A 14827-nucleotide genomic window follows, 5' to 3' on the forward strand; every position below is an offset into this window, starting at 1 on the left:
TATTAAAACTTATGAGATGCTTATAATTCTTTCTAGAGGTATGATAGTAGATTGCTTTAAAATAACTTCTCGGTCAGTTATTCCCCAAATTGTAGTTTCTACTTTTTTAAATCCAGTATCGTCTACAAAGACTATTTTAACTTTTTGACGTTCAAGGTTGCCTAAAGATAAAGCTCTTTGTAACTCTAAAAATCGGTCAATTTGATCTTTTCTTTTATCCAGGACATCTTTTTTGGGAAACTTCAAAAATTTAATTTGCTCTTTTTCTATAAACTGTACATTCACATTTGGGGCCATAGTGTGTTAGATTAAGGTTGGGATTTAGTTGAGTAAAAATGGGTAAATTTTAAAAATTTCTTAAATATAATACATTTTAACTTAAAACAATGTATTTTGTCTATTAAATTTACTAACAATTAGTTTTTATGTAGGAAAAATCTTTGTTAATAATTGGATTTGCACTATCGTTTTTGTGTTTAAATTAACTTTTAAGAGTTCGAGTTTAGTACTGTTTACGATGGTATTGTAATCACGGTAAAATTATAAAAGTTATTGACGATGATTTGTTTACAAAAAGAGCCAAGAGTGTTTTTATAACCGTTATTCTTTCCTTAAATTTCCATCTTTAAAATTGTTACGTTGGAAGAATATTTAGCAGAGTTGAATGATGCACAAAGAGCCCCTGTACTTCAGAAAGATGGGCCTATGATTGTTATTGCCGGTGCAGGGTCAGGAAAAACGCGTGTATTAACTTATCGAATTGCTTATTTGATGCATCAGGGAGTAGATTCATTTAATATTTTATCGTTGACTTTTACCAATAAGGCAGCGCGTGAAATGAAAAAACGTATTTCTACTATAGTAGGAGCTAGTGAAGCCAAAAATCTATGGATGGGAACATTTCATTCGATATTTGCTAAAATTTTAAGGTTTGAAGCAGATAAATTAGGATACCCTTCTAATTTTACCATCTATGATACTCAAGATTCTCAACGTTTAGTTGCCTCTGTGATTAAAGAGATGGGGCTTGACAAAGATATTTATAAATACAAACAGGTTTATTCAAGGATTTCATCGTATAAAAACAGTTTGATTACCGTAAAAGCTTATTTTCAAAATGGCGAATTGGTAGAAGCAGATGCAATGGCAAAGCGCCCTAGAATGGGTGAAATTTATCAGCATTATGTAGATCGTTGTTTTAAAGCCGGAGCTATGGATTTTGATGATTTATTGCTTAAAACTAATGAATTATTAAACAGGTTTCCTGAAGTATTATCTAAATATCAAAATCGATTTAGATATATATTAGTAGATGAGTACCAAGATACAAATCACTCTCAATATCTTATTGTTAGAGCTTTGTCAGATAAATTTCAGAATATCTGTGTAGTAGGTGATGATGCACAGAGTATTTATGCTTTTAGAGGTGCTAACATCAACAATATCCTTAATTTTCAAAGGGATTATGATAATGTGCAGCAATACCGTTTAGAGCAAAATTATAGATCTACAAAAAATATCGTAGAGGCTGCAAACTCAATTATTGATAAGAATAAAACCAAATTAGATAAAGTAGTATGGACCGCAAATGATCCTGGCCCTAAAATTATAGTAAATAGGTTATTAACCGATGCCGATGAGGGTAGATATGTCGCAAGTTCTATATTTGAAAATCAAATGAACCATCAATTAGATAATGGTAATTTTGCAATACTGTATCGAACAAATGCGCAATCACGATCTATAGAGGATGCATTACGTAAAAGAGATATAAAATATAGGATTTATGGTGGACTCTCGTTTTATCAACGTAAAGAAATAAAAGATGTTCTTGGCTATTTGCGATTGATCATTAATCCTAAAGATGAGGAAGCATTAAAAAGAGTAATTAATTATCCCGCTAGAGGTATTGGTGGTACCACGGTAGATAAACTTATTGTGGCTGCTAATCATTATGATCGGTCAATATTTGAGGTAATTGAAAATTTAGATCGTATTAATCTTAAAATTAATAGTGGTACTAAGACCAGACTAGAAAATTTTATGAATATGATCAAGAGTTTTCAAGTCACTAATAAAACTTCAGATGCTTTTGTTTTGTCTGAAATAGTTGCAAAGAAAACAGGATTATTACAAGAGTTAAAGAAAGATGGTACTCCAGAAGGTATTGCTAGAATTGAAAATATTGAAGAATTATTAAACGGTATTCGTGATTTTGTAGAAGGGCAGAAAGAAGTAGTAGATTCAAAAGGATCATTAGCAGAGTTTCTTGAAGATGTAGCACTAGCAACAGATTTGGATCAAGATACTGGTGATGATGATAGGGTTGCACTAATGACTATTCATTTAGCAAAAGGACTAGAGTTTCCATATGTATACATTGTGGGTATGGAAGAAGACCTTTTTCCTTCGGGAATGAGTATGAATACAAGAAGTGAGTTAGAAGAAGAAAGACGTTTGTTTTATGTGGCATTGACCAGGGCTGAAAAACAAGCTTACTTGACATATACACAATCTCGATATCGATGGGGAAAACTCGTTGATGCAGAACCAAGTAGGTTTATAGAAGAAATCGATGATAAATTTCTTGAATACCTAACACCTGTAGAAGGCTACAGATATAAGCCTTTAATAGATGCTGATATATTTGGAGAAGTAGATAAAAGTAAATTGCGACTCAAAAAACCGGTGTCTGGTGCGCCACCATTAGCACATAAACCAAACGAAGAACAGCTACGAAAGTTGAGAAAATTGCGTCCCGTTTCTAACGGTTCAACAAATACAGATAATAACACTAATTTATTTGATCAAGAATTAATTCCTGGTAGTGTTGTAGAGCATATGCGTTTCGGAATTGGAAAAATTATTAAAATTGAAGGAGTAGGGCAAGACAAAAAAGCAGAGATTAATTTTGAAAAAGGAGGGATTAAAAAATTGTTGCTTCGTTTTGCAAAATTAAAAGTAATAGGTTAGCTGCTGATGTATAAGTAATAGTATACTTCTTTGTATTATTAGTAAGAGGAACCTTTAATTTTGAGAGATATACACAAGAAGAATTATCTTTGAATAGCATTAACTTCGTTATGGCAGAGTTTATAAAAATATATAATGAAAATCCAAATCCTCGAGAAATACAACGAGTAGTGGATTGTTTGCGAGATGGGGGATTGATTATTTACCCTACAGATACGGTTTATGGTTTAGGTTGTGATATTACAAATACACGAGCATTAGAAAAAATTGCTAAAATCAAAGGGATTAAGTTAGCGAAGGCAAACTTTTCATTTATCTGTAAAGATCTTAGTAATTTATCTGATTATGTAAAACAAATCGACAATGCTACTTTTAAGTTATTAAAGAGAACACTTCCTGGTCCTTATACATTTATATTACCAGGTAATAATAATTTGCCAACCGTTTTTAAAAAAAAGAAAACAGTTGGTATCAGAGTACCAGAAAATAATGTATGTCTAGCTATTGTTGAAGGTTTGGGAAATCCAATTGTCTCTACTTCAATTTATGATGAGGATGAAGTTATAGAATATACTACCGATCCAGAGTTAATTCTCGAAAAATGGGATAAACTAGTTGATATTGTAATAGATGGTGGTTTTGGAGATAATATACCTTCTACTATTATAGATTTAACTAGCCATGAACCTGTTCTCGTTAGAGAAGGTAAAGGGAGTATAGATATTATCTAGGTTTTAATTTGTTGTGTTATAATGGGTAATTGTGATTAAGAAATCACATAATTTAATTCTGTCCTATACATACTGGGGGTTTTTCCTGTAAATTGTTTAAATAATTTACTAAAATGAGAGAAATTACTAAAGCCACTTTCATAACAAATATCTGTGATACTGGTTTGTTTTTCATGTAATAACTTTGCGGCATGTACCAATCTGTATTCATTTACAAATTGAGTAAATGTTTTTCCTGTAATTTTTTTGAAATACCTACAAAACCCCGGAACGCTCATACTTACTTTATCCGCGATTTCATCTAGAGATATTGGTCTGCTAAATTCCTGTTGTACAAAATTAAATATCAGGTTAATCCTATTATTATCTTGTAATGAAGTTTCTACGATAAAACCTTCTGCATTAAGTATGGTATAATCATTAGTTTTTTGCATTTCTCTTAGCACTTCTAAAAAACCAAGTAGTTTTTCAAAAGACTCTAGATCTTTTAGCGCTTCGATTTGTGCTCCAATCCTTCTTTTAGTATCACCATGATATACAATACCTTTTTTTGCTTGCTCAAGAAGTTGACCAATGGCATTCATCTCGGGGACATCAAAAAATGTAGAACCAAGAAAATCGGGTAGCATTTGAATTATAGTTTCACTACTGTTCCCTGTAGTATGATCTGTAAATCCGCAATGGGGTAGGTTAGAGCCTATAAGCATTAATGCACCCTTTCTATAATAAGACATATGACTCCCTATTTGTCTTTTCCCTGTACCTCCGTTTACATATACAATTTCAATTTCAGGATGATAATGCCATATGGGATTTTTATTTTTGTTTTCTTTTGAAAATCTCTCGTAATAAAGTGAGCTCCCAAATTCTGGAACTATTTTTTCTAATGATGGTTTTACAATTTTCATAAATGATGTCTTGTTTTCAGGATACTCTAATCGACTACTAATATTGCATTTCTAACGTTAAATTAATGTAAATTTAAATTAAAAAATATGTTAATTTGATATTAAAATGTGTTTATAAGTGTTTTTGGGTTAAAATAGCATAGATATGTGCAAATATTGTTGTGTTTCTACAGATATATCTGGATTACATTTGTACCGACAAAAGATATTAACAACTAAAACTAGAACGTTATGAAAAGAGTAATTAACCTAAGCTTACTAATATGTGTTATCTTATTTAGTACAGCTGTAAAAGCAGCAGATTTTTTATCTGTTAGAATAGAGAACTCTTCTACAATTAATGTTTCACTATCTAACATTAGCAAAGGACAAAAATTGTATCTTAAGGATTACACAGGAACTATTCTGTTTAATGCCACTTTGAAAGCAATGCCATCATATAGAAAGTATTTCAATTTTAATTCTGTAGCAGATGGTATTTATTTTGTAGAAACAGAAACAGAATTTGATGTTAAAGTAACTCCAGTATTAAAGAACTCTAAAGGAATAGCATTAATCGAAGATTCTTCGATAACTATTTTTAAGCCTAAAGTTCTTGTACAAAATTCTTTGGTAAAAGTTATGCTTACTAGATCTAAGAAGTCACCTCTAAGTATTTCGATTTCAGATGAGAATGGAGAAACCTTATTAACAGAAAAAGTTGAAGAAGAAAACTTAATTTTTGAAAGACTGTATAAGTTTTCTGAAGTACCTTCGGGAAGATATATAATCTCTTTTGATCTAGGCGATAGAAGCTTTACAAAAGAGGTTAATATGTAATTATTACCACAACCACAAAGAAAAAGGCGATACGTGAGTATTGCCTTTTTTTTGTCAAATCCTATAGTATGATATATAAATTAAAGTTAGTGATCGGCTTGTGTCGCAACGATCTTATGTCTTAATGAGAAATACTGTTTATAACTCATTACATAGTTTGTAAGTATATGAATTGGCATAACTATGATATCAACTTTACTTAAGTCAAACTCATGTTATTAACTACTATTAATAAAGTTTCTTTAGAGAAGTACAGAGTCTATTAATTTAGGATGTATATTAATGGCTTAAGGATCTTTTATATTATATAGGCATAAAAAAAGGCCATCAGAAATGATGGCCTTTTTATATAGAGAATCTCTATGTTTTTCTAGTTTCCTCCTTGTCCTTGAGATGCTTTTTTCATACCATCTTCAATCATGTTATAAAATTGGTCAAGTTTAGGTAGTACAACAATTCTTGTACGTCTGTTCTTTGCTCTATTTGCTTCAGAACCATTGTCTGCAACTGGTACATAGTAACTACGTCCCGCAGCAGTCATACGCTTAGGATCTACTTTAAAGTCTTTTTGTAAAACTCGAACAACTGCTGTTGCACGTTTTACACTTAGATCCCAGTTGTCAAGAATAGCCTTGTTACTCTTATACGGTTTACTATCAGTATGACCTTCTACCAAGAATTCGATATCTGGTTTGTCATTAACTACTTTAGCCACTTTACCTAACACTTCACGTGCTCTGGTAGATACATTATAGCTTCCACTTTTAAATAGAAGTTTATCAGAAATAGATACATAAACTACACCTTTTTCTACATTAACCTCTATATCTTCATCAGCCAAGTTTCCTAATGCACCTTTTAGACTTGTAACCAATGCTAAGGTTACAGAATCTTTTTTGGTAAGTGCATCTTGCATTGTCTTGATCTGAAGATCTTTTTCTTTAATACTTTCAAGAGACTTCTCTAAGTTTTCTGCTTCTTTAGTTGAAAGTGTTGCTAAATTACCAACATTGTTTAACAAAGCAGAATTCTGATTTTTAAGATTAGATACTTGGTCTTGTAAAACTTTTAATTGTGACGATGAGCTTGCTTTTTCTTCAAGGCAGCTGTTTAACTTAACTGTAGCTGTATTTAGTAGGTCTTCTGTTTTCTTGTTTTTGGCTTCTAGTTCAGAAAATTTCTTCTGTGAAACACATGAAGATAATAATACTGCCATAGAGGCTCCAATAATCATTGCTTTTTTCATTAGAAAATTTGTTTTTAGTCTTGTAATGGTTATATAACTCAAAATTATTAAAAATGTGACGTAATACTAATCCGTTAACATTAATTTATTATATAACCCTATAATTGTTTAAAATGTTTATGTTTCAAAATAAAATACTGCCATACAACGGAAAAAATGGTATAATATTTCCCCGACTTTGAAAGTTTTTTTCGTTTTTTTATAAAGTAAATAAAATTAGCGTAAAAGCTTAAATGTGCCTTTAGAATTGAAAATAAGTGAGATAATTTCCCCGAAAGTAAAAATTTAACCCCAGCCAACCCATCAAGAATTAATCTGCTAAACAATATAAACCAAATTATATTTCCTGGTACATTTTTGATGAGTAGATATAAATTATTTCTAAAATTTAGAAAAGTTTTTTGCGGATTCATTGTATCTAAAGTTGCACCGCCTAAATGATAGATTGTCGAAGTGCCAACATAGACTATTTTATATCCATAGTTATGGATACGCCAACATAGATCTATTTCTTCTTGATGTGCAAAAAAGTCTTCATCGAGTTTGCCTACTTCTTCAAAAACTTCTTTTCTTATAAATAAACAAGCTCCGCTAGCCCAGAAAATTGAAGTAGTATCATCAAACTGCCCATTGTCCTCTTCAAGAGTATCAAAAATTCGACCTCTACAATACGGATATCCAAATTTATCTATAAAACCGCCTCCTGCACCTGCATATTCGAAATGTGTTTTCTTTTTATAATCTAAGATTTTTGGTTGGATTACTGCTATTTTATCAGAATCTTTAAAAGTTTGTATTATAGGTATTAGCCAATCTTTAGTAACTTCTACATCACTATTAAGTAAACAGTAAATATCAGCATCAATTTTTGCAAGTGCTTCATTATACCCTTTGGCATAACCACCATTAGTATCATTTTTGACGATATTTACATCTGGAAATGTCTTCTCAAGAAAATGAATAGAGTCGTCTGTAGAGGCATTATCTGCTACATAAATAGTTGCTTCGTTTGAATAATTTATAATAGAAGGTAAAAACTGTTCTAATAAAGACCTTCCATTCCAATTAAGTATGACTACTGCTATTTTCACGGCTGCAAAGTAATGAGTTTAATTGGAAATTTAAGTTGAACTTTAAAAATAATTTGTAATCTATTTTTGACCTCGACTTTTGGGAAATAACAAAATCAAAAGGATAATTTTAATCTTAGATTAATGATTATTTAAATTTTAGCTTTGTTTCGATAAGAAAAAGATCAAAATTAAGACCTATTCTTATTTATAGCTTGGGATATCTTTTAAAAAGGAGTATTGTTTTTCTTTATAATTCATTTGACAATAATAATGATCCATTCCATTAGTGATCATTAAATATTCTGCATTCAAAGCTAAATTGTAACGAGCAATTTGATCAAATACTTCTTGAGTGATCTTTACTTTATGGGATTTACATTCTACAATAAGATGTATATCACCGTTTGGCTTATAGATAATAATATCATAACGTTTATTTAAATCGTTTACTTTAACAAGTTTTTCTACATTGATCAGGCTTTCTGGATATTTTTTTTCTTCAATTAGATATTGAACTGTATGTTGTCTTACCCATTCTTCTGGTGTAAGAATGATAAATTTTTTACGAATTCGGTCAAAAATAGAAACTTTATTTTCGCTACTTTTGAACCTGAACTTATATGCTGGAAAGTTTAACTCTTGCATTTTAACTCTTAATAAAGGTTCGAGCAAATTTGACGATTTTTTTTGAATGGACGAAGTAAAACAAATTGTAAGTAATATAAAGAAAGGGGATATTAAGCCCATATACTTTTTAATGGGCGAAGAACCTTATTATATTGATCGTATTGCCGAGTTTATTGATAAAAATGTTCTTGCAGAAGAAGAAAAAGGGTTCAATCAAATGGTGTTGTATGGTCGTGATGTGACTATAGATGATATTGTAGCCAATGCTAAACGTTTTCCAATGATGGCAGAAAGACAAGTTGTTATTGTTAAAGAAGCACAAGATTTATCCAGAACTATAGAAAAATTAGGAGACTATGCCGAGAACCCACAACCGTCTACTGTTCTTGTGATGTGTTATAAGTATAAGAAAATAGATAAGCGAAAAAAACTTTATAAAACGGTTGCTAAAACCGGAGTTATATATGAAAGTAAAAAACTATATGAAAATCAAGTCTCTGATTGGATAAGACGTGTTTTAGCGGGAGCAAAATATAATATAGAACCAAAGGCTGCTCAAATGTTAGTTGAGTTTCTAGGTACTGATTTAAGTAAAATTAATAATGAACTAGAAAAATTGAAGCTTATTATTCCTGCTGGATCTCAAATAACAGCAACTCAAATAGAAGAAAATATAGGTATTAGTAAAGATTTCAATAATTTTGAACTTAGAAAAGCAATCGGCTCCCGTAATGAGATAAAAGCGTATAGAATTATTAAGTATTTCTCTCAAAACCCTAAGGATAACCCCTTGGTTGTTACAATCTCGTTATTATACAGTTTTTTTTCGCAAGTTTTACAGTACCATGGATTATCGGATAAATCGCAACGTAGTGTAGCTAGTGCATTAAAAATAAACCCATATTTTGTAAAAGACTATTCTGAAGCTGCACAAAATTATCCTATGAAAAAAGTAAGTCAAATAGTCGGTTTACTTAGAGATGCCGATGTTAAAAGCAAAGGAGTTGGTGCATCAAACTTACCTCAAGGTGATATTCTAAAAGAACTTCTCGTCAAGATCATGAGATAATTTTTTCTCAGTTATATAGACTCATACCTTAGAATGTTTTTTTTAATTAGTAATTGTTTAACAAGCTTTTAGGGTGATGCATCTTATTTTTAGATTATGAAAGGATTTAGTTTTCTTAATCAAGCAATTTTTCCAATTCTATTAGTCAATTTTATAGGGATTTTGGGGTATAGTATCGTTATTCCTATTTTAATATTTATCGTTACAGATTTAGGCGGTAATGGTTTTGTTTATGGTGTTTTAGGAGCGATGTATCCTTTTTTTCAATTAATAGGCGCTCCTATTTTGGGGAAACTATCAGATAAAATAGGAAGAAAAAAAGTATTGATCATCAGTCAAGTAGGTACTTTTGTTGCCTGGCTATTGTTTTTATTGGCCTTTATCATTCCCGAAACCATAATTTGGAATACAGATTCTAAATATACGGGAAGTTACATAATGACATTGCCCTTGCTCTTGTTGTTTGTTGCTAGAATTTTTGATGGGTTTACCGGGGGAAATGTTTCGGTCGCTAATGCATACTTATCCGATATTTCTACGGATAAAGATAGAGATAAAAATTTTGGAATAATGGGGGCTTCTACAAGCCTTGGTTTTGTACTAGGACCTGCAATAGCGGGTGTATTAGCTTCTACTTTTTTAGAAGAAAAATTGCCAATTATTCTAGCTGCTTTGATTTCTTTGATTGCAATTTTTGTAATCATATTAAAATTACCCGAAAGTAATCCGTGTGTAGTAGATACAGGTAGATTAAAATTTACTTCTTTTCGACGTTTTTTTCAAGTTGAACATAAAGATTGCTATAACGATAGGGATAGTAGTGATGATGGTACTTCGAATTCGTTGTTTAAAATTCTGAAACTAGATTCGTTACCTTTACTATATAGTGTGTATTTCTTTACATTTTTAGCTTTTAGTCTTTTTTATGCGGGACTACCAATATATGCACTTACAATACTTAAGTGGTCTGCAGTAGAACTGGGCATTTTTTTAGCATATTCTAGTTTGGTAATGATTTTGGTGCAAGGTCCTTTACTATCTTATTTATCTGGAAAAATATCTAATATCGCATGTGTAGCGATTGGTTCGATATTACTATCAATAAGTTTTTATTTCCTTTCTTTTTCTGATCTTGTTATAATGTATTGTGCAAATACTTTATTGTCTATTGGAAATGGTTTAATGTGGCCAAATTTTTTGTCTTTATTGTCAAAAACAGGAACCCCCCAAATGCAAGGAGCTATTCAAGGTTACGGGAATAGCATGGGTAGTTTTGCAAGTATTTTTGGATTAATTTTAGGCGGAGTGCTCTTTGATAAGATACAAACTTTAATTTTTGTAATAGGAGCAGGGATTTTTTTATTCATATTTTTAATAGTAGTCATTAATCATTATAGAAATAAAGAAGCTATTATAGATCTTCAATCAAAAATGAACTAAACTTTTACTTATAAGATGGCTAATTTTATGATTAATTTCTTTTGATTGTCATATGTAATAACCAGATTTGCTTGCTTGTTATTTTGTAAAGTACTAGCAGTGATGGTAATATCTTGTTTGGTGCTAGACTTGATTAGGTGATGAGAAATAGATTTTTGTATTTTAAAACTCGAAGCATCAACCCCTATAATTTCAATCTTACTTATGAAATTACCTGCATTGCCACCAGATGAAATAATAGGAATATTTTTGGTTTGGTTGGGTTCGAAATCAATTTTATTACTAGCTGTAAGTATACTTGCTTCTATAGCAACTCCAACAGGCTTATCATTATTATATACCTCCATATTATGCATTCTTCCGCCAGCTTGTACCGGAGATCCACCAGCAATAAATATCCCCGGCCCAGAAACTATAGCTTGTGTACCATGTCTACCAAAATTTAAATCTGTTTTTGTAGTCCATTGGTTTGTTGAAGGATTGTATGCTTCTACTTTTTTAAATGCAGGACCCGATTGTTCACCTTCACCACCGATTACGAACAGTTCATTATTAAAATTAACACAGCTAGCTCCAGCTCTTGGAGTTGGTAAATTTTGACCATTCTCTAATGTAGACCACCTTTTCGTTTTTAAATCATAAATATCAACTTGTGGAATCAGGGGAGCAAATGTACCTCCAGGACCTCCGGATTTTCGACCACTTGCAGCATAAATTTTATCATTGATAACTACCGCGCTAAAGTGATCTCTTGATCTAGGAGCATCATTAAGTTGTTTCCATGTATTATTTAATGGATCATATTGATCAAACCAAGAAACAAAACCTCCGTTATGACCTTTTGTATTTCCTGCAACTAAATAAAATTTATCATTGTGCATAACAAGTCCGGCACCACCTCTTTTTCTATTCTTTGGAATTTCGGGACCTTTCAACCATGCATTTAGTGCAGGGTTATACATATAAACATGATCAGCTGGAACTTCATTAGGGAAATTATTACTTTTAAAAGCACCTACAATCCATATCAATCCATCATATTCTATAGCCTGAAAATGATTAAACTCGATTGGAGCAGAAGCACCTAGAGTCCATTTGTTTTCTTTATAATTATATACATCAAGTCTTTTGGCTTGTTCTCGACCTCCAAATAGTATAAATGTATTGCCAGATTGTACAAAAGAACATTCATGCCTTGCAACATAATCTTGATTTTCATTTTTATCTATCCAGACATTTTGAGCAATTATCACATTAATACATCCTATGAAGTAAATAGAAAAAAAGCAGATAATATATTTGTTTAAATTGTACATAGTGTGTTTAAATAATAGGTCTGTATTTAATTAAATAGAGAAAACAGGAAAATTTATAAACTATCCTGTTTTCTCTTTAAGATTAAGCTATTCAACAAATATTTTTTTCATGATATTGTTTCCATCAAAACTTATATTCACTAAATAAAGTCCAGAGCTCATAGTGTTTCTTATTTTATCTAGAGCAACCATCATATTCCCTTTAGTTACTGTTCCTAATTTCTTACTTAAAATTAGTTTTCCAAAAACATCTATGATTTCTACAGATGCAGAACTTAGGTTTTTAGATGAACTAATTTGTAAATTGTAATTGCCTGTTGTTAGTGGGTTAGGGGATAAAACAATTTCATTTTTAAAATTTAATTCTTTTAGAGATACATTTTCTTTTGCTCTATTGGAAGTAAGTCCATTGATAACAAATTTTTCCCATGAGCCGATAGCAGTTCGATTGCAAGTAATTCCATTATTACTACCATTCTCATGGCTAACATATCTACCATTACTTCCTTTAATCGCATATACATTACCTCCTTGAGGCACTAGAGTGAATTTTTCCCAACCTTGGGCTACATTACGATTACAATTCATAGCTTTATTACCATTTTCATGACTTACAAATTTACCATTACTACCTTTAAAACTTACCATTCCATTTCCTTCTGATCTTACAGTGAACCTTTCTTGTGTTCCAGCACTATTTCTATTTGCACGCATAGATCTACTACCATTTTCAGAACTGATGTATTTATTGATACTTTGGGCTTTTATGGTTACGGTACCTCCGGTACCACCATTTCCACCGTCACCTCCGCCTGGCGCACTTCTCATTAAATTATTAAGTTTGGTTGTATTACCGTTTTGATCGCCAGTAAAAAGATAATATGCGATACCTGCATCAGAAGCATCTCCTGGGGTTCTAACGGCTACTACACGAGAATAAGTCCATTCATAAGCTCTGTCATATTGGCCATTAAGGTTATTAAGAAAATTCCAGGCAGCATCACTTCCAGGGGAGAACTTATTTTCATTTTGATCAGATATTTGAACCCATTTTACACCTAGAGGTTCAATATGCCTCCTTTGATGAGATCCAGGGTGGCATTCTGTCCAATTTAAACCATCATCACAATCTCCATGAAAGTTATTCCATAGTGAATGAGAAATAACGGTTACAAATTTTCTTTTGTTGGGATTTGCAGCAAGGATCCCTTGATACGGAATTTCCATTGGTCCTGCAGCAATTAGAAATAAAGGATTATTTGCTGAAGATGCATTAACCGCATTTTTTAAACTATTTATGGCTATATTTTTATTTCTAAAACCATTATGAAACTTTGATTTATCAAAACCGAAACGGTCTGCTGCCCCTAATGCACTTTCTGTAATTTGATTTTCAAAAAATTGTCGTTATTCCAAACGTGATTTGCATAGTCATAATGAACTACTTTATTCTGTAATCCTCGATTGGCAATAATAGCTAGTGTTACTGCCGTTGCTCCCCAATCGTCACTATCATGTTGATTTCCGTCAGAACTTATGGCAATTCTACCTTTACCTTGCCATAGTTGAGCGTTTATTGTGGGTATAAAACCAAGACATAAAATAAAGGAAAGTAAGAAGAGCTTACCTGCCATGTTGTTAAAATTTTTCATTGTTAATTAGGTTTTAAGAGTTAGATTATTAATATATTGAATTGTTTATGTTTAGAACGAAATTCATATTCTTAATCCTATATCATATTTCCAAAACCTTATGTCAAATGGTTTTACTGTTAATTCTTTAAATTACATCTGTATTTTGCACGTTTCTTTTTAGATATTAATTTTAACTATGTTTTTGGGTTTGTTGCAAAAACAGTCGCTTCTGTAATAAAACCTCTATCATCCATTTCTAATAAACTACTAATTGTGTGAGCAATTTCTTCACCACGTAGTTTTGTTTGCTGTTCGGCTTCGGTGTATTTTTTTTCGGATAAGTTAACATCTACACGATTATTAGCAAACCCAGTCATTACTTCACTTGGGTTTACTTGCATCACTCTTATATTATGAGGTCTTAGTTCATTTCTCCAACTTTCGGTCATACCTCGTAAAGCAAATTTAGTAGCTACGTATGGTGAAGCATTTGGTGAACCTTTTAATGAAGATGTAGAGCCTATATTTATAATATTGCCATATGCCTGAGAAACAAAAAGTTTAGCAGATTCTTTCGCACATAAAGTTGCTCCTAAAATATTGGTTTTAAATTGGTCGGTAAACTTACTGGGATCAATATCTATTAGTTTTGAAATATATCCATATCCAGCATTATTGATAAGTACATTAAGTCCGGTCATCTTGTCTTTTGCCTCTTTAACCATTGTTTTTACTTGATTCTCATCGGTAACATCAGCTTTTATATATGCTACTCCTAATTCATTTGCTGTAGTTTTAAGAGTTAATTCATTACGTCCAGAAATGACTACTTGAGCGCCTTTTTCTTTTAGTAATTTTGCAGTGGCTTTTCCTATACCAGAGTTACCTCCTGTGATTAATACTTTTGCGTCTGTTAAATTCATTTTTATGTCTTTTGATTTTTGTTAGTGCTAATACTAAGATTTATATTCAAAACAAATATAAATCTCGA

General features: G+C 31.5%; 14 protein-coding genes. 5 read left to right on the forward strand and 9 right to left on the reverse strand.

What is annotated here, in order from left to right:
• Positions 1 to 9 precede the first annotated feature (9 nt).
• Positions 10 to 297, reverse strand: a complete 288-nt coding sequence (locus D1816_RS02780) for a hypothetical protein (RefSeq protein ID WP_066310854.1) — start codon at positions 295 to 297, stop codon at positions 10 to 12.
• Between the two features lie 342 nt (positions 298 to 639).
• Here D1816_RS02780 and D1816_RS02785 point away from each other — a divergent pair, with 342 nt between their 5' ends.
• Both D1816_RS02785 and D1816_RS02790 read left to right on the forward strand, forming a co-directional pair.
• Positions 640 to 2973, forward strand: coding sequence for an ATP-dependent helicase (locus tag D1816_RS02785; protein ID WP_118501102.1), 2334 nt, complete (start codon positions 640 to 642; stop codon positions 2971 to 2973).
• 110 nt (positions 2974 to 3083) lie between these two features.
• Positions 3084 to 3704, forward strand: a complete 621-nt coding sequence (locus D1816_RS02790; protein ID WP_066310849.1) for an L-threonylcarbamoyladenylate synthase — start codon at positions 3084 to 3086, stop codon at positions 3702 to 3704.
• 35 nt (positions 3705 to 3739) lie between these two features.
• On the opposite strand, the gene D1816_RS02795 is transcribed toward D1816_RS02790, so the two are convergent.
• Entirely contained in the window at positions 3740 to 4612 is an 873-nt protein-coding gene (locus tag D1816_RS02795) for an AraC family transcriptional regulator (protein ID WP_118501103.1), read from the reverse strand.
• A gap of 231 nt (positions 4613 to 4843) precedes the next feature.
• Between D1816_RS02795 and D1816_RS02800 the strand changes: the two genes are divergently transcribed.
• On the forward strand, positions 4844 to 5431 hold the full coding sequence (locus tag D1816_RS02800; protein WP_118501104.1) for a PPC domain-containing protein: 588 nt from the start codon (positions 4844 to 4846) through the stop codon (positions 5429 to 5431).
• 370 nt (positions 5432 to 5801) lie between these two features.
• On the opposite strand, the gene D1816_RS02805 is transcribed toward D1816_RS02800, so the two are convergent.
• The 3 genes from D1816_RS02805 to D1816_RS02815 all read right to left on the reverse strand — a co-directional run bounded on the left by D1816_RS02805 (position 5802) and on the right by D1816_RS02815 (position 8395).
• Positions 5802 to 6677, reverse strand: coding sequence for a flagellar motor protein MotB (locus tag D1816_RS02805; RefSeq protein WP_118501105.1), 876 nt, complete (start codon positions 6675 to 6677; stop codon positions 5802 to 5804).
• 98 nt (positions 6678 to 6775) lie between these two features.
• Positions 6776 to 7768, reverse strand: a complete 993-nt coding sequence (locus D1816_RS02810; RefSeq protein ID WP_118501106.1) for a glycosyltransferase family 2 protein — start codon at positions 7766 to 7768, stop codon at positions 6776 to 6778.
• A 183-nt stretch (positions 7769 to 7951) separates the two neighbouring features.
• Entirely contained in the window at positions 7952 to 8395 is a 444-nt protein-coding gene (locus D1816_RS02815) for a type I restriction enzyme HsdR N-terminal domain-containing protein (RefSeq protein WP_233565296.1), read from the reverse strand.
• Positions 8396 to 8441: 46 nt separating this feature from the next.
• On the opposite strand from D1816_RS02815, the gene holA reads away from it, so the two are divergent.
• Positions 8442 to 9446: a DNA polymerase III subunit delta gene (holA, locus tag D1816_RS02820; protein WP_118501108.1), complete on the forward strand. Its 1005-nt coding sequence runs from the start codon at positions 8442 to 8444 to the stop codon at positions 9444 to 9446.
• A 96-nt stretch (positions 9447 to 9542) separates the two neighbouring features.
• Positions 9543 to 10886 (forward strand): MFS transporter, encoded by a 1344-nt coding sequence (locus D1816_RS02825; protein WP_118501109.1) that lies wholly within the window; start codon positions 9543 to 9545, stop codon positions 10884 to 10886.
• Between the two features lie 8 nt (positions 10887 to 10894).
• Here D1816_RS02825 and D1816_RS02830 read toward each other — a convergent pair whose 3' ends face one another.
• The 4 genes from D1816_RS02830 to D1816_RS02845 form a co-directional block, all read right to left on the reverse strand.
• A complete protein-coding gene (locus D1816_RS02830; protein ID WP_118501110.1) occupies positions 10895 to 12202 on the reverse strand; it encodes a kelch repeat-containing protein in 1308 nt (435 codons plus the stop codon).
• Positions 12203 to 12289: 87 nt separating this feature from the next.
• Entirely contained in the window at positions 12290 to 13429 is a 1140-nt protein-coding gene (locus tag D1816_RS02835; RefSeq protein WP_118501111.1) for a T9SS type A sorting domain-containing protein, read from the reverse strand.
• A gap of 140 nt (positions 13430 to 13569) precedes the next feature.
• Complete coding sequence (locus D1816_RS02840) at positions 13570 to 13854, reverse strand: hypothetical protein (RefSeq protein WP_118501112.1); 285 nt, start codon at positions 13852 to 13854, stop codon at positions 13570 to 13572.
• Positions 13855 to 14030: 176 nt separating this feature from the next.
• Positions 14031 to 14759 carry an SDR family oxidoreductase gene (locus tag D1816_RS02845; RefSeq protein WP_118501113.1) on the reverse strand — a complete coding sequence of 243 codons (729 nt, stop codon included), beginning with the start codon at positions 14757 to 14759 and terminating at the stop codon, positions 14031 to 14033.
• Positions 14760 to 14827: the final 68 nt, after the last annotated feature.

The organism is Aquimarina sp. AD10 (genome assembly GCF_003443715.1).
In the GTDB taxonomy this organism is placed as follows: domain Bacteria; phylum Bacteroidota; class Bacteroidia; order Flavobacteriales; family Flavobacteriaceae; genus Aquimarina; species Aquimarina aggregata.

Coding starts and splice junctions, on each gene's coding strand:
- D1816_RS02780 (WP_066310854.1), bottom strand. CDS start 297: ATGGCCCCAAATGTGAATGTACAGTTTATAGAAAAAGAGCAAATTAAA.
- D1816_RS02790 (WP_066310849.1), top strand. CDS start 3,084: ATGGCAGAGTTTATAAAAATATATAATGAAAATCCAAATCCTCGAGAA.
- D1816_RS02795 (WP_118501103.1), bottom strand. CDS start 4,612: ATGAAAATTGTAAAACCATCATTAGAAAAAATAGTTCCAGAATTTGGG.
- D1816_RS02800 (WP_118501104.1), top strand. CDS start 4,844: ATGAAAAGAGTAATTAACCTAAGCTTACTAATATGTGTTATCTTATTT.
- D1816_RS02805 (WP_118501105.1), bottom strand. CDS start 6,677: ATGAAAAAAGCAATGATTATTGGAGCCTCTATGGCAGTATTATTATCT.
- D1816_RS02815 (WP_233565296.1), bottom strand. CDS start 8,395: ATGCAAGAGTTAAACTTTCCAGCATATAAGTTCAGGTTCAAAAGTAGC.
- holA (WP_118501108.1), top strand. CDS start 8,442: ATGGACGAAGTAAAACAAATTGTAAGTAATATAAAGAAAGGGGATATT.
- D1816_RS02825 (WP_118501109.1), top strand. CDS start 9,543: ATGAAAGGATTTAGTTTTCTTAATCAAGCAATTTTTCCAATTCTATTA.
- D1816_RS02830 (WP_118501110.1), bottom strand. CDS start 12,202: ATGTACAATTTAAACAAATATATTATCTGCTTTTTTTCTATTTACTTC.
- D1816_RS02835 (WP_118501111.1), bottom strand. CDS start 13,429: ATGGAAATTCCGTATCAAGGGATCCTTGCTGCAAATCCCAACAAAAGA.
- D1816_RS02840 (WP_118501112.1), bottom strand. CDS start 13,854: ATGAAAAATTTTAACAACATGGCAGGTAAGCTCTTCTTACTTTCCTTT.
- D1816_RS02845 (WP_118501113.1), bottom strand. CDS start 14,759: ATGAATTTAACAGACGCAAAAGTATTAATCACAGGAGGTAACTCTGGT.